This window comes from Bradyrhizobium sp. LTSP857 (genome assembly GCF_000938285.1).
In the GTDB taxonomy this organism is placed as follows: domain Bacteria; phylum Pseudomonadota; class Alphaproteobacteria; order Rhizobiales; family Xanthobacteraceae; genus Bradyrhizobium.
The window spans coordinates 11211-29390 of sequence record NZ_JYMS01000039.1; the positions used below are offsets into that span (position 1 = coordinate 11211).

At 66.8% G+C, this 18180-nt stretch carries 18 protein-coding genes and 1 riboswitch; of the genes, 3 read left to right on the forward strand and 15 right to left on the reverse strand.

The genetic code is table 11. The features are described from left to right. The 6 genes from cobF to UP06_RS24895 are packed head-to-tail and all read right to left on the reverse strand — an operon-like array spanning position 1 to position 5110. On the reverse strand, positions 1 to 750 hold the full coding sequence (gene cobF, locus UP06_RS24870) for a precorrin-6A synthase (deacetylating) (RefSeq protein ID WP_045006311.1): 750 nt from the start codon (positions 748 to 750) through the stop codon (positions 1 to 3). Next, a complete protein-coding gene (gene cobA, locus UP06_RS24875; RefSeq protein WP_045006312.1) occupies positions 750 to 1478 on the reverse strand; it encodes a uroporphyrinogen-III C-methyltransferase in 729 nt (242 codons plus the stop codon). The genes cobF and cobA overlap by 1 nt, the downstream gene beginning before the upstream one ends. Beyond that, a complete protein-coding gene (locus UP06_RS24880; protein WP_045006313.1) occupies positions 1475 to 2785 on the reverse strand; it encodes a cobyrinic acid a,c-diamide synthase CobB in 1311 nt (436 codons plus the stop codon). The genes cobA and UP06_RS24880 overlap by 4 nt, the downstream gene beginning before the upstream one ends. Continuing rightward, positions 2785 to 3567 carry a precorrin-4 C(11)-methyltransferase gene (gene cobM / locus UP06_RS24885; RefSeq protein WP_045006314.1) on the reverse strand — a complete coding sequence of 261 codons (783 nt, stop codon included), beginning with the start codon at positions 3565 to 3567 and terminating at the stop codon, positions 2785 to 2787. The genes UP06_RS24880 and cobM overlap by 1 nt, the downstream gene beginning before the upstream one ends. Next, entirely contained in the window at positions 3564 to 3932 is a 369-nt protein-coding gene (locus UP06_RS24890; protein WP_045006554.1) for a cobalamin biosynthesis protein, read from the reverse strand. The genes cobM and UP06_RS24890 overlap by 4 nt, the downstream gene beginning before the upstream one ends. Next, positions 3929 to 5110: a bifunctional cobalt-precorrin-7 (C(5))-methyltransferase/cobalt-precorrin-6B (C(15))-methyltransferase gene (locus UP06_RS24895; protein ID WP_045006315.1), complete on the reverse strand. Its 1182-nt coding sequence runs from the start codon at positions 5108 to 5110 to the stop codon at positions 3929 to 3931. The genes UP06_RS24890 and UP06_RS24895 overlap by 4 nt, the downstream gene beginning before the upstream one ends. Between UP06_RS24895 and UP06_RS24900 the strand changes: the two genes are divergently transcribed. Next, positions 5109 to 5855, forward strand: a complete 747-nt coding sequence (locus tag UP06_RS24900; RefSeq protein WP_045006316.1) for a cobalt-precorrin-6A reductase — start codon at positions 5109 to 5111, stop codon at positions 5853 to 5855. The genes UP06_RS24895 and UP06_RS24900 overlap by 2 nt on opposite strands. Here the strand turns inward: UP06_RS24900 and cobJ are convergent. The 7 genes from cobJ to UP06_RS24935 are packed head-to-tail and all read right to left on the reverse strand — an operon-like array spanning position 5831 to position 13750. Then, positions 5831 to 6565 carry a precorrin-3B C(17)-methyltransferase gene (gene cobJ, locus UP06_RS24905; RefSeq protein ID WP_045006317.1) on the reverse strand — a complete coding sequence of 245 codons (735 nt, stop codon included), beginning with the start codon at positions 6563 to 6565 and terminating at the stop codon, positions 5831 to 5833. The two genes, UP06_RS24900 and cobJ, sit on opposite strands and share 25 nt — an antisense overlap. Beyond that, entirely contained in the window at positions 6562 to 7293 is a 732-nt protein-coding gene (locus tag UP06_RS24910; RefSeq protein ID WP_045006318.1) for a precorrin-2 C(20)-methyltransferase, read from the reverse strand. The genes cobJ and UP06_RS24910 overlap by 4 nt, the downstream gene beginning before the upstream one ends. A gap of 2 nt (positions 7294 to 7295) precedes the next feature. Then, positions 7296 to 7925 (reverse strand): precorrin-8X methylmutase, encoded by a 630-nt coding sequence (locus tag UP06_RS24915; RefSeq protein ID WP_045006319.1) that lies wholly within the window; start codon positions 7923 to 7925, stop codon positions 7296 to 7298. Beyond that, on the reverse strand, positions 7925 to 9085 hold the full coding sequence (cobG, locus tag UP06_RS24920) for a precorrin-3B synthase (RefSeq protein WP_045006320.1): 1161 nt from the start codon (positions 9083 to 9085) through the stop codon (positions 7925 to 7927). The genes UP06_RS24915 and cobG overlap by 1 nt, the downstream gene beginning before the upstream one ends. Then, entirely contained in the window at positions 9082 to 12330 is a 3249-nt protein-coding gene (gene cobN / locus UP06_RS24925; RefSeq protein ID WP_045006321.1) for a cobaltochelatase subunit CobN, read from the reverse strand. Before cobN ends, cobG begins: the two co-directional genes overlap by 4 nt. Then, a complete protein-coding gene (gene cobW / locus UP06_RS24930) occupies positions 12330 to 13379 on the reverse strand; it encodes a cobalamin biosynthesis protein CobW (RefSeq protein WP_045006322.1) in 1050 nt (349 codons plus the stop codon). The genes cobN and cobW overlap by 1 nt, the downstream gene beginning before the upstream one ends. After that, positions 13376 to 13750 carry a DUF1636 family protein gene (locus tag UP06_RS24935; RefSeq protein WP_045006323.1) on the reverse strand — a complete coding sequence of 125 codons (375 nt, stop codon included), beginning with the start codon at positions 13748 to 13750 and terminating at the stop codon, positions 13376 to 13378. The genes cobW and UP06_RS24935 overlap by 4 nt, the downstream gene beginning before the upstream one ends. Positions 13751 to 13844: 94 nt before the next feature. Further along, positions 13845 to 14063: riboswitch (cobalamin riboswitch) on the reverse strand. 40 nt (positions 14064 to 14103) lie between these two features. On the opposite strand from UP06_RS24935, the gene cobO reads away from it, so the two are divergent. Both cobO and UP06_RS24945 read left to right on the forward strand, forming a co-directional pair. After that, positions 14104 to 14739, forward strand: coding sequence for a cob(I)yrinic acid a,c-diamide adenosyltransferase (gene cobO / locus UP06_RS24940; protein WP_045006324.1), 636 nt, complete (start codon positions 14104 to 14106; stop codon positions 14737 to 14739). Between the two features lie 12 nt (positions 14740 to 14751). Next, on the forward strand, positions 14752 to 16200 hold the full coding sequence (locus tag UP06_RS24945; RefSeq protein WP_045006325.1) for a cobyric acid synthase: 1449 nt from the start codon (positions 14752 to 14754) through the stop codon (positions 16198 to 16200). On the opposite strand, the gene cobD is transcribed toward UP06_RS24945, so the two are convergent. Both cobD and cbiB read right to left on the reverse strand, forming a co-directional pair. After that, positions 16189 to 17154, reverse strand: coding sequence for a threonine-phosphate decarboxylase CobD (cobD, locus tag UP06_RS24950; RefSeq protein ID WP_045006326.1), 966 nt, complete (start codon positions 17152 to 17154; stop codon positions 16189 to 16191). The genes UP06_RS24945 and cobD overlap by 12 nt on opposite strands. Before the next feature lie 11 nt (positions 17155 to 17165). After that, positions 17166 to 18107 (reverse strand): adenosylcobinamide-phosphate synthase CbiB, encoded by a 942-nt coding sequence (gene cbiB / locus UP06_RS24955; RefSeq protein WP_045006327.1) that lies wholly within the window; start codon positions 18105 to 18107, stop codon positions 17166 to 17168. Positions 18108 to 18180: the final 73 nt, after the last annotated feature.

An 18180-nucleotide genomic window follows, 5' to 3' on the forward strand; every position in this document is an offset into this window, starting at 1 on the left:
TTACGGCCTGCGCTTGAGAATGTAGCTGTCCATGATCCAGCCGTGCCGCTCGCGCGCGTCCTGCCGCGCGGCAACGATGCGCGAGCCGACCTCGGCGAGCACGCCGGACATGGTGATTTGATCGGGCATGCCGAGATAGGCGCCCCACCAGATGTGCAAGCCGTTCGGATCGAGCGACTGGAACGCGGTGCCGCCGTCGAGCATCACGACAACTGTATCGACGCCTTGCGGCCAACCGATTTCACGCAAGCGGCGCCCTGTCGTGACAAGGAACGGCTCGCCGATATCGTTGAGCGGCAGCGCGTGCGCAGCGCACAGCGCCTGGATCGAGGTGATGCCGGGCACGACCTCGATCACCGGCAAGGGATTTAGCCGGCGCGCAATACGCAGCGAGGAGTCGTAGAGCGAGGGATCACCCCAGATCAGCAACGCGACCTTGCCGTCACCGCCAAGATGGCTCGCGATCGTCTGCGACCAGGCCGCAGCAACCGCATCGTGCCAATCGTCCACGCCCTTGTGATAGTCGGCTTCGCCCGCGTCGCGCAGGGGAAGATCGAACTCGACGATGCGTGTCGTTTGATTGGTCAGCACATCCGCGCAGATCGTCCGCCGCAAATCGGCGAGATCGGATTTGGCGCTTCCCTTGCGCGGGATCAGGATGAGATCGGCCGCGTTGATGGCGTGGACCGCGGCGCGCGTAAGCTGCTCGGGATCGCCGCATCCGATGCCTATCAAAGAGAGCGTCAGCATCACGGACCGCCCTCCGCCAGCGCGCCGAACAGGATGACGGCGGCCGTCGAGGCGGCTCCGCCCCGCGCAAGCTGCTTGGCGAGTTCGGCAATGGTGGTGCGGACCAGCCGTTCGTCGGCCCGGCCGAGGGATTCGGCGAACAGCGCCGGGGTGTTTGGGGCAAGGCCATGTTCGATCAGTTTTGCGGCGAGCGCCGGAAAGGTGCGGCGGCCCATATAGACCACGGTCGTCGCCTCCGGATCGGCGAGCGCCGCCCAGTTGAGGTTTTGCGGCAGCTCGCCGCTGACATCGGCCCCGGTGACGAACTGCACGCGCCGCGAGGTGTGGCGACGGGTCAGGGGAATGCCGGCTTGCGCCGCCGCGACGCAGGCCGAGGTGACACCGGGGATGATCTCGTAGCCGATGCCGGCTTCGCGCAGCGTCTCGAGCTCCTCCTCGAGCCGGCCGAAAATGCCGGCATCGCCCGACTTCAAGCGGACCACGCGGACGCCGGTCGCTGCATAGTCGACCAGGAGGCGGTTGACATGGTGCTGTTTGGTCGAGGGCCGACCCGCCCGCTTTCCCACAGCGACGAGATTGGCGCCGGGCCGGGCCAGATCGAGAATCGCGCCGGAAGCAAGGTCGTCGTAGAGCACGACATCCGCCTCGCGCAGCCGCGCCGCGCCCTTCAGCGTGAGCAGCTCGGGATCGCCCGGGCCAGCGGAGATGAAGGAGACAAACCCGCTCACTGGTCCTCCGCGATCAAATGGAAGAACGTGCCGGTGGCTTGTCCCCGCCGCGAGCCGGTCTCGGCAATGACCGCGCCCGTTGCGTCATGCACGACCGCCAGCGGCGTATCGGGCTGAGCGAGGATGGTCGAATAGTGGAATTCGTGGCCGCGCAGGCGTGCGCCCGCCTGATGCCCCGGCATTGATGCTGCGAGCGTGGCGAGACGATAGCCCAGATGCATGCGGCGTTTGGCAAAGCTCGTCTCCAAGCCGAGCAGGCCCGTCATCTCGTGGCGGACACCCTCGGCATCGGTGAGGCCTGCGCCCAGCACCATATAGCCTCCGCACTCGCCGTGCACGGGCCTCGTCGCGGCGAAAGCCCGCAAGCCGCTAGCGAAGCGGGCGTTGGCGGCAATCTTCCCAGCGTGAAGCTCGGGATAGCCACCGGGCAGCCAGCACACATCGGCGCTCGCGTCGGGCACCTCGTCGGCGAGCGGCGAGAATGTCGAGATCTCGGCACCGGCCGCGCGCCAGGTTTCCAGCATGTGCGGATAGACGAAGGAGAATGCGGCGTCGCGGGCCAGCGCGATGCGCTGGCCGGGCGGTGTTACGTTCAGACCGTTCGTCGCAGGCTGCGGCGACCAGCTGGCTGCCGATCGCAGCACGGCATCGAGGTCGACATGTTCGGTGACAAAGCGCGCGGCCTCGTCGATCAACTTGCCGATCTCGGCCTGTTCCTCGGCCTGCACCAGACCAAGATGCCGCTTCGGCAGGTTGATTTCGGCATGGCGCGGCAGCGCGCCGAACACGGCAATGCCGACATCAGTCAGCGCGCGCCGCACGAGATCCTCGTGGCGGGGGCTGGCGACACGGTTGAGCACGACGCCGGCGAGGCGCACGCCGGCACGATAGTCACGCAGGCCAGCGGCGATCGCCGCCGCCGTCTGCGCCTGCCCGGACGGGTCGATCACCAGCAGCACGGGCCAGCCCAGCATCTCCGCGATGTCGGCCGTGGCCCCCGTGCCGGAGAGGCCGCGCGCGGCGACGCCGTCGAACAGGCCCATCGAGCCCTCGGCGAGCACGACATCGGCATCCACGCCGCGGTTAACGAGATGCGCGATCGTCGCGCGGTCCATCGCCCAGCTGTCGACATTGACGGAGGCGCGTCCCGTGGCGGCGGCGTGGAAGGCGGGATCGATGTAGTCGGGGCCGCTCTTGAAGCACTGCACATTCAGACCGCGATTGCGCCAGGCACGCGCCAGCGCCAGCGTCAGCGTCGTCTTGCCGGCGCCTGAGGCCGGCGCGGAGATGATGAGGCTCGCGGCCATCACGACGCCTCCGGAAAGCGTGGCTCGACGCCGACCGGTCGGTAGCGGCGATCATAATCGGCGGCATAGAGCCGGCTCTCGGCAAAATCCGCTGAGCCCAGCGTCTTACCGACCAGGATGAGCGCGGTGCGTTCGAGCTCGGCGCCGACAGCGGCATCGAGCGTTGCAAGGGTTGCGCGGACAATGCGCTGATCCGGCCAGCTCGCGCGCCAGACGATCGCAACCGGACAGTCCGCGCCGTAATGCGGCGTCAACTCGGCGATGACCTTGTCAAGTAGATGGATTGACAGATGGATCGCGAGCACCGCACCTGTCGCAGCGAATGCGGCGAGTTTTTCGCCCTCGGGCATCGCACTGGCGCGGCCCGGCGTACGCGTCAGCACCACTGATTGCGCAAGACCGGGCAATGTCAGCTCGGCTTCGAGCGCAGCCGCGGCGGCCGAGAAAGACGGCACACCGGGCGTCACCGAATAGGGAATGCCGAGCGCCCGCAGCCGACGTAGCTGCTCGCCCATCGCCGACCAGATCGAGAGATCGCCGGAATGCAGCCGCGCAACGTCCTTGCCGTCCGCATGCGCGGCAACGATCTCTGCAATGATCTCGTCGAGCGACAGCGGCGCGGTGTTGACGATCCGCGCACCCGGCGGGCAATGCGCCAGGACGCCCTCCGGCACCAGCGAGCCGGCATAGAGGCAGACCGGACAGGCGGCGATCAGGTCGCGGCCGCGCAAGGTCAGCAAATCGGGAGCGCCCGGCCCTGCGCCGATGAAATGCACCGTCATGCGCCGTCTCCTTCCGCGATCGCCGCGGTCGCCGTCCGGTCCTGCGAGACCACACGCGTCGCGATCAACCGCGCGCGAGGCCCAGCTGCCGCAAGCGCCGCAGCTTCGGCAACAGATCCCGTGCCGAACTGTTCGGTGATCAGCCTTGACTGGGTTGGCGTTGCGATACCGGCGAGCACGTCTGGCGGAACCGCCTTGATCGGTACGCCGCATTCGCGCGCGAGCTGCTTCAGCACCTCAGCATCGGCCTTGTCGCTGACAGTTGCTACCGCCGCAAGGCCCTCGGGACCGCCGGCCGCCAGAAGCGCCTCGCGCAGCGAAGCCAGCGTCACATCTCGCTTGAATCCGAGTCCGGCGACCTTCATCGGACCGAACTCCATTGCACCACGGGACGCGCTGCTTCCCAGGACCGGTAGCGGCCGAGCGGGCCGGCATGCGCGATCTCGATCCGCATCAATTCGCCGCCATGACGCTGATGCAATTCGCCGAGCAGTGCTTCGGTCTCCAGCGTCACCGCATGTGCGACCAGCCGCGCACCCCGCGCAAGCCGCGACCAAATGCTATCGAACATCGCGATATCCAGACCTCCGCCGATGAAGACGGCGTTGGGCGCCTCCAGCGCAGCGAGCGCTTCCGGTGCCTTTTCGGCGACCACGGTGATCCGATGCGTCAATCCGAATGCCGCAGCGTTGCTGCGGATATTCGCGGCGCGATCCTCGCGCGTTTCGACTGCAATCGCCGTCCCGCCGCACAGCGCCCACTCCAGCGAGATCGAGCCAGAACCGGCGCCGATATCCCACAACCGCTCGCCGGGACGCGGCGCCAGCGCGGAGAGCGCGAGCGCGCGGATCGGCCGCTTGGTCATCTGGCCGTCATGGACGAAAAGATCATCCGGCAGTCCGGAGCTTCCGGGCATGCCCGGCGCGCCCCTCGCCTCCAGTGCGACTGCAACCAGGCTTCCAGCAAGATCGCCCGCAAAGCTATCGGCACGATGCTCGATGGTGCTTTCATGGGGACCGCCGAGCGCGGCAAGAGTCCAGAATGCCGAGGCGCCCCATCCCCGCGCACTCAGCCACTTCGCGAGATCACCAGCGGCCTTGCCATCGCGCACCAGGCAAATGATCCGCGCGCCCGGTGCCAGATGCGGCACGAGACGTTCGAACGGCGCAGCATGGAGACCGAGGCAGACAGTGGATTCGAGTCGCCAGCCCAACCGCGCGACGGCAAGCGAAAAGGTCGAAGGCGCGGAATGCGCGATCCATTCACCCGCATCGAGCTTCTCGGCGAGGCTTGCACCGGCGCCATGCCAGAATGGATCGCCGGAGGCGAGCACCGCCGTCGGCCTGCCGCGGCAACTCAGCACGACCTCCGCATCGAATGGCACCGGCCACGGGCGGCCCCGGCTGGTCACGCCTGCAAGTGCAAGATGACGCTCGCCGCCAAAGACAGTTTCCGCATTCGCGAGCGCCTTTCGGCTTGCTTCCGACAGCCCGGCAAGGCCATCTTCGCCGATGCCGATGATGGTCAGCCAGGGATCAGCCATGACGCGCGCCCTCATTCTGGGCGGAACAGCCGATGCGAGCCTGCTCGCAGCGGAGATCGCGCGCGCGGGCATCGAGGCCGTCTATTCCTACGGCGGCCGCACCCGTGCGCCCGCCGACCAGCCGCTGCCGACCCGCATCGGCGGTTTTGGCGGGGTGAGCGGGCTTGCCGACTACATCCGTCGCGAAGGCGTCACGCATGTGATCGACGCGACGCATCCCTTCGCCGCCGAGATGAGCGGCAACGCGGTCACGGCGTGTGCGGAGACCGGCGCGCCGCTGATCGCGCTCGAACGTGCGCCCTGGACCAAGGCGCCCGGCGATAACTGGATCGAAGTCGCCGACGTCAACGCCGCGGTCGCCACGCTGCCGGAGTCGCCGGCAAAAATATTCCTCGCCATCGGCCGCCAGCACATCGCTCCATTCGCGACGAGGCCACAGCACGCCTACACGCTGCGGTTCGTCGATCCGCCCGAAGCGCCCCTGCCCTTCGCGGCCGATGTGGTCGTGTCGCGCGGACCGTTCACGCTTGACGGCGAGCTGGAGATGATGCGAGCGCGCGGCATCGCGTGGATCGTCGCCCGCAATTCTGGCGGCGACGGCGCACGCGCCAAGATCGACGCGGCCCGCACGCTCGGCCTGCCCGTGATCATGATCTCGCGACCGCGATTGCCTGAACGGTTGCGAGCCGAGAACGTCTCCGAGGTGATGCAGTGGCTCGGTCATCGGACCTGCCTCGGCGCATAGACCCAGCGGCCGACGCGGCGCGTCTGCGAATTGCCAACGATGACCAGCGTGCGCATGTCGGCCATTTCGGGCCGGGCCTCGCTCAGCGTCACTGTCTCGATTGTCTCGTCCGCCGTGCTGACCGCGCGCGCGAAGATCATGAGCCGCTCGCCGCAGCCGGCCTCCTTCAGCACTGCGAGCGCACGGCCAAATCCTTCGGGCCGGCTCGCCGACCGCGGATTGTACAGTGCAATGGCAAAATCGGCTTCCGCCGCGAGCCGCAGCCGCTTTTCGATCATCGCCCATGGCTTCAAATTGTCGGAGAGGTTGATCGCGCAAAAATCATGGCCGAGCGGCGCACCGGCGCGTGCGGCCGCTGCTAGCATCGCGGTGATGCCGGGCAGCACGCGGATAGGCAGCTCCCGGTATTGCGGCGCCTGTTCGAGCGCCTCGAATACGGCCGAGGCCATCGCGAAGACGCCGGGATCGCCGGAGGAGACGACGACGACCTGGCCGCCTTCCGCGGCAAGCCGCAAGGCTTCGCTCGCGCGCTGCAACTCTTCGCGGTTGTCGGACGGATGCAGCCTGAGACCCGTGCGCGGCAGTACCCGCGAAACATAAGGTGCATAGCCCAGGATATCCGTCGCAACCGCAAGCGCGGCGGAGACCTCCGGCGTTACCAGCGTGTCGCTGCCCGGCCCGAGGCCGGCGATGGTCAGCGTGCCCGTCATTCGGCGGCTTCCGGCTGCCGGCCCTTGCCGTGCACCAGCACGATCGCGAAATAGGGACAATCGGTGACATCGATGTCGGCCAGCCGCGCGACCCGCTCGCCCGGCATGGTGCCGCGTTCGACCAGCCAAGCATCATCCAGCCGACCGGCGGACACAAGTGCGCGGCGCACTTTCGCAAGATTACGCCCAGTCTTCATGATGACCAGAGCATCGGAGTCGCGCATGCGCCGTTCGAGCTCGTCCTCGGCCAGCGTGCCCATCAGCACCGTCGTCACGTCGTCGCCAAGCGCAATCGGCTGGCCGACGGCATTCCAGCAGCCGACCATGCCGGGAATGCCCGCGATCAATTCAATCTCGACGCGGCCTTGCAGGCGCGCGTGCAGATGCATGAACGAACCGTAGAAGTAAGGATCTCCTTCGCAGAGCACGACGACATCGACAGCGCGCGAAAGCCGCTCCAGGCGCTCGGCCCACTCGTCATAGAAGCCGGCGAGCAGCTGGACATAGTCCGGGCTGTCGAAGGCGATCTCGGTGGTGACCGGATACTCCATCGGATATTCGGTCACATCGCTTGCGAGCATGCCCTCGACGATACGCCGGGCCTGGCCGGGCCTGCCCTTCTTGCGGAAGTACGCGACGTGCTTTGCCTCGCGCACGGTGCGATCGGCGCGCACGCTCATCAAATCGGGATCACCGGGGCCGAGACCGCAGCAGATGATGCGTCCCATCGCTATTCGCTCCGGCTCGCCAGCGCATTCACGGCAGCAACGGTGATCGCCGAGCCGCCGAGGCGGCCCTCGACCGTCAGCGCCGGTACCGGCGGATCGGCCATCAACGCAGCCTTGGATTCGGCCGCGCCGACGAAGCCGACGGGACAGCCGATGATCGCCGCCGGCCGCGGACAGTCGCGGTCCTCCAGCATGTTGAGGAGATGAAACAGCGCGGTCGGCGCATTGCCGATCGCGACGATCGCGCCTTCGAGATGCGGCCGCCACAGTTCCAGCGCCGCCGCCGAGCGCGTGTTACGCATGGATTGGGCGAGCGCAGGAACGGATTCGTCGCCGAGCGTGCAGATGACGTCGTTCGCCGCGGGAAGTCTCGCGCGCGTAATTCCCTCCGAGACCATGCGCGCATCGCAAAGGATCGGCGCGCCTCTCTGTAACGCGGCGCGTGCGGCGGTCGCCATGCCGGGCGTGAAGCGGATGTGCGCCTCCAGGCCGACCATGCCGGCAGCATGGATCATTCGCACCACGACCTGCTCCTCATCCCCCGTGAAGCGCGCAAGATCGGCCTCGGCCCGGATGGTCGCAAAGGATTGCCGGTAGATCGCCGCGCCATCGGTCTCATAGAGATGCGGCATCAGTGCCCTCCCATCAGGATGGAGGGATCGGCGATGATGTCATCGCGGTTCAGCCCGCGCAGGATGGGCTCATCGCGCGTCGACCCGCCACGCACGAGATCGAATCCTGCACCGGTCGCAACCAGCGTGATCGCGGCCGAACCGGAATGGGCGCAGCCCTTGGCGCAACCCGAAACGTGGAGCCGCGCGGCAGCGCCAATGTTCGGCGCAAGCGCTGCCGCCAGCGCGCGGGTGTCCGCATGCGCCTCGCGGCAGCGCGGTGCGCCACTACAGGCGATCACGCGTAGCGCCGGGTCGTAGGCCTCGGTGATGAGGCCGGCCGCGGACGGCATCCGCCTGTCCTCGCTCAAAACCATCCGCCATGGCGTCATGCGCAGCCCATGTCCGCAGCCGGCGAACTGGTTGAGCGTTGCATGCGGCATCTGTCCGAACGCGACGCCGACCAGCGCGCCCTGCGGATAGAGGCCGGGGCGCGCAGCCGCCATGATCGGCGCCGGCTCGGCCTCACCGCGCAAGACTTCAGGCAAGACCCCGCCGGCGGCGAGATGCGCCGCCATGCGCCCTCGTCCGCCCCTTGCTCCGCCAGAGGCGACGAACCAGTCTGCAAGCGCGAGTGCAGCGGTCACGGCCTCTCCACGCGCGACGGCGCGGCCGTGTTTAGCACCATCGGCTCGTACCAAAAGTCCGCCGGTTCGATCACGCTCGATCCGCACATCCGCGGAATCGCCGGCGAGAACGCGCGAGGTCCCGTCATCGATAGCGAAGCCAAACTTGGTCGGGAGATCGAGTGCGCTGTCGGCAAGCGCTTCCTCGAGCTCGGCGGCGAGCGCCTGGGTTTCGTCACCGGTGCGCCAAAACGGCGTCACCAGAATGTTGCGCCGGGATTCGGTGTCGACATCCGGATCGAGTAGCGCCAACTCGGCCAGGCCGGCGAGCAGCAGCCGATGGCTGGTGTCGCTGACGCCCCTGATCTGGAGGTTGGCGCGGCTGGTCACGTCGATCAAACCGTTGCCATGGCGCCCGGCGAGATGCGCAAGCCCGGCAATCTGCGCCGCGTCGAGCCTTCCGCCAAACGGGCGCACGCGCACCACGAGTCCATCGCCCGATTGCATCGGCTGTAGCGCGCCCGGACACCAGCCCTTGACCGCCATCGCGCTCATGATGCCTCCCGCAGCGCGGCCGCGATTGAATTGCGGCGCGTTCGCCAGAGCGAGGCCTCGTACAAGCGGGTGAAGCAAATCTCCATCGCAGCCAGCGCCGCCGGATTTTCGCGTGCCATGAAGACGCGAATATCGTCATTGCCGAGCGTCGCGTCAAAATAGAGATCAAACAGATGCGGCGGCACGGCGCCGGCCAGATGGGCGAAGGCGGCCATGTGCTCAAGCGTCGCGGTAATTTCGGCGGCGCCGCGAAAACCGTGGCGCATCATGCCGGCAATCCAGGCCGGATTGGCGGCGCGTGCGCGCACGACGCGCGAAATCTCCTCGGTCAATTTGCGCGCATGCGGCTGCTCCGGACGCGTCGCATCTAGGTGATAGAGCGATGGCGTTGCAGCGCCGAGATACGCTGCAGCAGCCGCGATGCCCGCTTCATGCGCCGCATAGTCGGCCGCGAGCAGCAAATCGGTTTCCGGCAAGTCCTGGACGTGAACGAAAGCATCGGCAGACGCGAGACGCGCCTCGATGCCGGCGCGATCGGGCTTGATCGCACCGGCAGCGGAGAACGCCCAGGACGACGCCGACAGCCACGCTTCGCCCGCAGCCTCGCGGGTCTCGGGCGTGAAGGCATCGGGAATCGCCGATAGGCCGACGCCATATTGCCCAGGACGCGGCGCGAACACGCGGGACGCGCGATGACGATAGGGATTTTCGTCACCCTCGTCCTCGCGCGCCGCGAGCGCCTCGGCGGCGGCTTCAAACAGTTGCGCAAGGCCGGAGAAGACATCGCGGAACAGGCCCGAGACACGCAGCGTCACGTCGATGCGGGGACGGCCGAGCTCGGCCGGCGCGACGATGTCGTAGCCGATAACGCGGCCGGAGGCGTGATCCCAGCGCGGCGCAAGACCGGCGAGATGCAGCGCCATCGCGAACTCTTCGCCCGCGGTGCGCATCGTTGCCGAGCCCCAGAGGTCGACAACGAGGCCCTTCGGCCAATCGCCGTGATCCTGCAAATGACGGCGCAACAGCTCTTCCGCGAGCTTGATGCCTTGCGCGTGTGCTGAGGGGGTCGGCACGGCGCGCGGATCGACGGCAAAGAGATTGCGCCCGGTCGGCAGCACGTCCTGTCGCCCGCGATAGGGCGAGCCGGATGGGCCCGGCGCAACGCGTTGGCCCGCAAGTGCCGTGCGCAGAGCATCGCGCTCGGCTTCACCGCAGACGCCGCGGCCGAACACGTGCAGGCCGTCGCCGAACTGGCTTTCCTTGAGATCGCAGACGAAGCGATCGATCCGGGGGATGGCTTCGGCTGGTGCTGCCGAGGCATCGAGGCCGAGATCGCTTTCGAGGCCGGCGGCGCGGGCCTCGTCGCGAATCGCGGCGATCAGGCGCTGGCGGCGCGCGGGATCGAGACCATCGGCGGTCGAGTATTCATCGAGGAGCTGTTCGAGTCGACGCAAGCCTTCCGGCACGGCGGATGCCGCAAGCGGCGGCGGCAGGTGGCCAATGGTGACGGCACCCAGGCGCCGCTTGGCCTGCGCGGCCTCACCGGGATCGTTGACGATGAAGGGATAGATGACGGGCAGATCGCCGATCAGGGCGTCCGGCCAGCAGGCCTGCGACAGCGCGACGGATTTTCCGGGCAGCCATTCCAGCGTGCCATGCGCGCCCATGTGCACGACGGCATCACAGCCCTGCTGTTGGAGCCAGAGATAGAACGCGACATAGCCATGGCGCGGCGTGCGGGCGAGATCGTGATAATCGGCATCGCGCGTGGTCGTGTCGCCACGCTCGGGCTGGACGGCGACGATCGACTTGCCACATCGGACCGCGGCGAAATGGAATGCGCCATCGCGGCAGCCCGGATCGTCCTCCGGCGCGCCCCAGGCTTGCGCGAGATCATCCTGCAATGCCTGCGGCAGACGCGAGAGCGCCGCACGATAGTCGGCGGCGCTCCACGTCAATGTCTGCCTCAGCAACGCATCGCCGAGCCGATCCGCTGACGCGACGTCGAATCCCGCTTCACCGAGATCAGACAGCAATGCCTCGACCGAGGCCAGCGCATCGAGGCCGACCGCATGTGCAATCTGGTGCGGGCGCCCCGGATAGTTCGACAGCACGACGGTCAATTTCTTCTCACCAACCGGCTTCGCCGCGAGCCGGTGCCACGCGGCTACGCGCGCGGCGACAGCCTTCACGCGCTCCTCGTCCGGGCGATGCGCAAGATGCGAGAATTGCAAATCGGGATCGCGGATCTCGCCCGACTTGAAGCTCACCACGCCTGCAAACAGGCGGCCATCGACCTCGGGCAGGACCACATGCATCGCGAGGTCGCCGGGCGACAGACCGCGCAGCGAGGTAGCCCAGTCCTCGCGCCGCGCCGTCGAGAGCGCGACCTGAAATACCGGGCACGACGCGCCGTCGAACGGCGTCGTACCGTCGTCGCCGATCGCGGAGAACGCGGTCGCATTGACGATCGCAGCGGGAGGATTCTTCGCGAGGTGAACGCGCAGCCAATCCGCGACGCCCGCGGCCTTGAGTGAGGTGACGAACACGCCGTAGATATCAAAGCCCTTTTCGCGCAGCGCCGCGATCAGGGCATCGACAGGACCGGTGTCCGCGGCAGTCAAGTAGGAGCGATAGAACGTCACCAGCGCCCGCGGTCTGCCCTCAACGTCCGGCGGCGCAGCAATGACACCACGAGCGGGATCGTAAAAGCCCATCTCGGGCACGGTCATCTCGCCGACAACCGGCCCGGCATAGAGGCCCGAGGCCAGCGCGAGCTGCGCGATCGCGGCTTGGGCAGCAACCGGGCCGCCAGCGTCGCAGAGCACCTTGAGCCGCCGCAAGGTCGAGACCGGCAGAGTCGAATACGCGTCCAGCCGCGTATCGTCGCGACCATCGGCCGGCAGCACGGCCAGCACAATGTTGCGATCCTTCGCAAGCTGATGCAAGGCGGCCAGCCCATACGACCAGTAGGACTCGCCGCCGATCAGGCGCACGAGAATGCCGCGCGCCTGCGACAGCGTGCGTTCGATATAGGTGTCGACCGAGAGCGGATGACGGAGCTCCGCGAGATTGGCGAGCCGCAGCGACGGCAGGCTGTCGCGGCCGCGCCGCCAGCCAGCCGCGAACGCAGCGAGATCGGAATCCGAGTACGAGAGCACCACGAGATCGGCCGGGTCCTGGCCGACGTCCCTTGGCGTCGCGGTCTCCTCGAGACCGCGGCTCTCGCGGAAGACGACGTGCATCAGATACCAAGCCTTGAGATACCAAGTCCCGCCTTGATCGCGGCCTCGTCGATATCGCCGTGCTCGCCGATCACGACGAGTTTTGACTGACGCGCGCTCGCGCCCCACGGCTTGTCGAACTGATGGCGCACACGTTCGCCGACCGCCTGGAGCAGCAAGCGCATCGGCTTGCCCGCAACTGCGATATAGCCCTTGACGCGCAGCACGTTCTGCTCACGCGCGAGACGCTGGACTGACGCGACCAACGCGTCGATATCCGTGACTTCCGGAAGATCGATCACGACGGAGGCAAAATCGTCGTGCTCGTGGTCCTCCTCGCCGTCATGATGCGACGGGCGCGCAGCAAGATCGTTCTCCGCGGCAGCTCCAAGACCAAGGATGACGCGCGCATCGATCGCGCCGTCGGTGACCGCCAGCATTGGCACGCGACGCGTCATCTCGGCGGTGATCGCAGCCTTTGCGACTTCAATGCCCGCGCTGCCCGCAAGATCGGCCTTGGTCAGCAGCACGATGTCGGCACACGCAATCTGGTCCTCGAACACTTCAGACAGCGGCGTTTCGTGATCGAGATTGTCGTCCGCCGCGCGCTGCGCTTCGACCGCGTCAGGATCCGGCGCGAAGCGGCCGGCAGCCACAGCCTCGGCATCGGCGAGCGCGATCACACCGTCGACGGTGATGCGCGAGCGGATCTCCGGCCAGTCGAACGCCTTGAGCAGCGGCTTTGGCAGCGCCAGGCCCGAGGTCTCGATCAGAATGTGATCGGGCCTCACCGGCCGCGACAGCAACAGCTCCATTGTGGGAATGAAATCGTCGGCGACGGTGCAGCAGATGCAGCCATTGGCGAGCTCGACGATGTTCTCCTCCGGGCAATTGGCGTCGGCGCAGGATTTCAGGATCTCGCCGTCGACGCCCTCGCTGCCGAACTCGTTGACGAGCACCGCGAGCTTCTTGCCGTTGGGATTTGCAAGGAGATGCTGGATCAGCGTCGTCTTGCCGGAGCCGAGAAAACCCGTGACCACCGTGACCGGGACTTTTGCGAGCGAGTTCATTCGGCGGCCTCTGGCACAACGGCAATGGGAGGAATGCGCGCAAGCGATTGCTTGCGGAAGATTTCGGGACGGCTGCGCCAGGGCACGATGCCGTCGGGCGCACCGGCATAGGCCGCAGCGCCTGCGATCACATCGCCCGCGTGGGCCTCCGACAGGCGGCCATAGACATAGGACCAGCGGCCGGGCGCGCTGAGCGCGACCGAACAGCCCTGGCTACAGGCCGACAGGCATTCGACGGGAACCACATTGACACCATCGGGCACACCCGCGTCGAGGATCGCACCATGCAAGCGCTTACCCGGCGCGACTTCGCCCTCGCTGAGTGTCTGGCCGGCACGGCAGGTGATGCAGACGTGAAGTGTGACAGTCATCGCCTCTTCCAGGATAAACAGCGGGAAGCGATGAGGCGCACGAACCGTTCTTGCGAAGGCCCGTTTCCCCGTCGCGGAACACCCCGTCCGCCGGTGCAAAACTTCGGCGCTGGCAGGTCTCCCGGCTTGCGGAGCAGGGTTTCCCCTACGATCCCCGCCTTCCCGATCCCCTTGGGGATCAGTGGCTTCGGGCATCTCTCCGGTCACGGTCGCGGGGGCGGCTGCATTTTGGAGCCAAATCTTGCCGATTCGGACCCTATCGCATTCCCTCTTCGCCTGTCATAGGACAGGAACCAACGTCGGCCCACCATTTGCCCCCGGCCGCCACTTGTCAAGCCGAAGGAGCCCGTCCGATGACGCCTGAACCGGATAGCCAAACGGCCGAGGAAACTGACGCCCGCCACGCTGCGAAAATGGCGAAGATCAAGGTCGCCCGCGACAAGATCATGGCGACCAAGAGCGGCGAAAAGGGCCTCATCATCGTCCACACCGGCGCCGGCAAGGGCAAGTCCTCCTCAGCCTTCGGCATGATCATGCGCTGCGTCGCGCATGGCTTCCCCTGCGCGGTCGTGCAGTTCATCAAGGGCGCCTGGGACACCGGCGAGCGCCGGCTACTCACCGGCCACTTTGGCGATCTCTGCCAGTTCCATGCCATGGGCGAAGGCTTTACCTGGGAGACGCAGGATCGTGCCCGCGACATCGCCGCCGCGCGCGCAGGCTGGGAAAAGGCCAAGGAGCTGATCATGGATGAGAGCCTGCACATGGTCGTGCTCGACGAGATTAATATTGCGCTGCGTTACGACTATCTCGACATCGCGGAGATCGTCGACTTCCTGAAAACCGAGAAGCCGCCGATGACGCATGTCGTGCTCACCGGGCGTAACGCCAAGGATGAGCTGATCGAGATCGCCGATCTCGTCACCGAGATGACGCTGGTCAAGCATCCCTTCCGCTCCGGCATCAAGGCGCAGGCCGGCGTCGAGTTCTGATTGGGCTCAGCGATGGCGCGCGCATTGATGATCCAGGGAGCCGGCTCGGACGTGGGCAAGTCGCTCATCGTCGCCGGCCTCGCGCGCGCCTTCACGCGGCGCGGCCAGCGTGTGCTGCCGTTCAAGCCGCAGAACATGTCGAACAACGCGGCCGTCACCGTCGATGGCGGCGAGATCGGCCGCGCCCAGGCACTCCAGGCGCTCGCCGCCGGCGTCGAGCCGCATACCGATATGAACCCGGTGCTGCTCAAGCCTGAGACCGATGTCGGTGCGCAAATTATTGTGCAGGGAAAACGCATCGCCACCGCGCGAGCGCGCGAATACGCGGCGATGAAGCCGTCGCTGATGGGCGCGGTGATGGAGAGTTTTGAGCGGCTGAAGGCGCGCGCCGATCTCGTGCTGGTCGAGGGCGCCGGCAGCCCCGCTGAGGTCAATCTGCGCAAGGCCGACATCGCCAATATGGGCTTCGCGCGCAAGGCCGACGTCCCCGTCGTGCTGGTCGGCGACATCGATCGCGGCGGCGTCATCGCCCAGCTCGTCGGCATCAAGACGGTGATCGATCCGGATGATGCCGCGATGATCCAGGGCTTTGTCATCAACAAGTTTCGCGGCGATCCCACGCTGTTCGATGACGGTTACAAGCTGATCGAGCAGAAAACGTCGTGGCGCGGCCTTGGCGTGCTGCCCTGGTTCACCCGCGCCGGCGAGCTGCCGGCCGAGGATGCGCTGGGCCTGAGCGACGCGCGAAAGCCTGGCCAGTGCAAGATCGCCTGTCTGGCATTGTCCCGGATCGCCAATTTCGACGATCTCGATCCGCTCAAGCTCGAACCGGGCGTCGATCTCGTGATGGTGCGTCCGGGCGGAGCGATCCCTGGCGATGTGCGCCTCGTCATCATCCCCGGCTCCAAATCCACGCGCGGCGATCTCGCCTTCCTGCGCGCACAGGGCTGGGACATCGATCTGCTGGCGCATCACCGCAGGGGCGGTCACGTGCTCGGCCTCTGCGGCGGTTATCAGATGCTGGGACGGAGCGTCACTGATCCCGACGGCATTGAAGGCCCCGCGGGCGAAACACCGGGCCTCGGACTTCTCGACGTGACGACGGAGATGAGTGCGCAGAAAACGCTGACGCGAGTCGCAGCCGTGCATGCAGCGACGGATCAGCCGATCCAGGCCTACGAAATCCACATCGGCCGTACCGATGGACCGGATCGCGCGCGACCGTTTGCGAAACTGAATGGCGAGCCGGAAGGTGCAATCTCAAGCGATGGACGCGTGCAGGGCAGTTATTTGCACGGCCTGTTCACATCGGACGACTTTCGCAGGGCGTATCTCGCGAAGCTCGATATTCCCGCAGGCGACGAGCCGTATCACGCCAGGGTCGAGAGCGCCCTGGATGCGCTTGCCAATCACATCGAGACTCATCTCGATGTCGAGGGCCTGCTCGCGCTAGCGCGCTAGGACCTCGGCGAGGCGCGACCATTCGGACTCGTCGCCCGGAAGTCCAAGGCGCAACCATGTCGGCTGCTGTACGAAGACGCGCGACCAAATCTGAGCGCTCGCCAACTTCTCCTGTGCAGCGAGAGCGTCGGGCATCTCATAGAGACGAAACAATGGTGTGCCGCCGACGAGCCTCAAGCCCTGCGATTGCACCATAGCGTCGAGCCTAACGCTGTCCCTTGCAAGCCGCGCCGATGCGGCCTTGGCCCAGTCATCATCGCGCAAGGCGCGACAGCCGATCGCGATCGCTGCGCCCGACACCGGCCATGGACCAGACATCGCCGCGAGCTTGGCGATGTCGTCGGCATGGCCAAGCGCAAAGCCGAGCCGCAGGCCGGCGAGCCCGTAAAATTTTCCGAATGAACGCAGGATCACCAGCCCCGGCCGAACTGCTTCCGAAGCGAGCGACAAATGCGGAACTGCGTCGGCGAAACTCTCGTCGATCACGAGGCGGCCAACGCGTGGCAGCAGTGCGAGCAAATTCGCAGGCGTGTACCAGCGCCCGTCGGGATTGTTGGGATTGATGACGATGGCGAGGTTCGCGCCGGCCAGCGCGTCAAGCTCGCTCACCTCTTCGACCTCCCAACCTGCGGCCGACAGAACTGGAGCATATTCGTTGTAGGTCGGCGCGAGGATGCGCGCCCGGCCGCGCGGCGCGAGTTGCGGCAATAGTTGGATGGCGGCCTGTGCGCCGCCCATCGCGACAACCGGCGCGCTTGTGCGATAGGCGCGCTGAGCAGCCTGATGCAGGGCGTCGATCGCGGAGCGCGACGGCAGCGCACTCCAATAGCGCGCGCTGATCTCGCCCACGGGATAAGGCAGCCGGTTGATCCCCGTCGAGAGGTCGATCCAGTCCTCCGCACGTCCGCCAAAACGCTGCTGGGCCTGATCGAGATTTCCACCGTGCTCGCGCATGTCCTGTTCTTTCACGCGAAAGCCAGGATCGCAAGCGCGCCCGCGAGCAGCAACATGGCGCGGCGGTAGATCGTCAGCGCGTGGCTGATATCGGCAGCGAGCGGATCGCGCGCGCCTTCGTTCAACCAGGGCTCGTTGCTGATGCTGTCGTGATAGATGCGCGGACCACTGAGCCGCACGCCGAGCGCACCGGCCATCGCAGCTTCCGGCCAGCCGGCGTTGGGCGAGCGATGACGACGTGCATCGCGCGTCATGCATGACAACGCCTCCGATCGCCGCGGCGCCAGCAGCACGAACAGAAAACCTGTCAGCCGCGCCGGAATGAAGTTGGCGACGTCGTCGATGCGGGCGGCGGCCCAGCCGAAGGCCTCGTGCCGCTCGCTGCGATGGCCGATCATGGAGTCCAGCGTGTTGATCGCCTTGTAGCCGAAGATGCCGGGCAGGCCGAACAGCGCACCCCAGAACACGGGCGCCACGATGCCGTCGGAGGCGTTTTCGGCGAGGCTTTCGATCGCCGCGCGCGCGATGCCGGCCTCGTCGAGCGCCGCGGGCTCGCGGCCGACAATGCGCGAGACCGCTTCGCGCGCGGCAGCAATGTCACCGCCTAGCAGAGGATTTGCGACGGCCGCAACGTGATCATGCAGCGAGCGCAACGCGACCAGAGGCCAGGCCAACACACCGATCAGCAATATCTGTACCCAGCCCCATGGGAGCAAGGATTGAAGCATCCAGCCGATCGCAGCGGAGAGCATGATCACAACCAGCGCTCCGGCAAAGCCAGCAACGCGGCGAAGCGCAGGCGGATCGGACGAGCGATTCCAGCCGGTGTCGATGGCCGCGATCAGCCAGCCGAGCCAGGTCACGGGATGGCCGATCCGCGCGAACAGCGGCGACGGCCAGCCCACCAGGGCATCCACTACCATCGCCACCGCCATCGCACCCGCAAAACCCACATGCGCCTCCTGTCCCGCCCCTGTTGCGCAAAGCACGAGCCGAGCGCAAGCCCCCGGCCCTCGGATTTCGGCT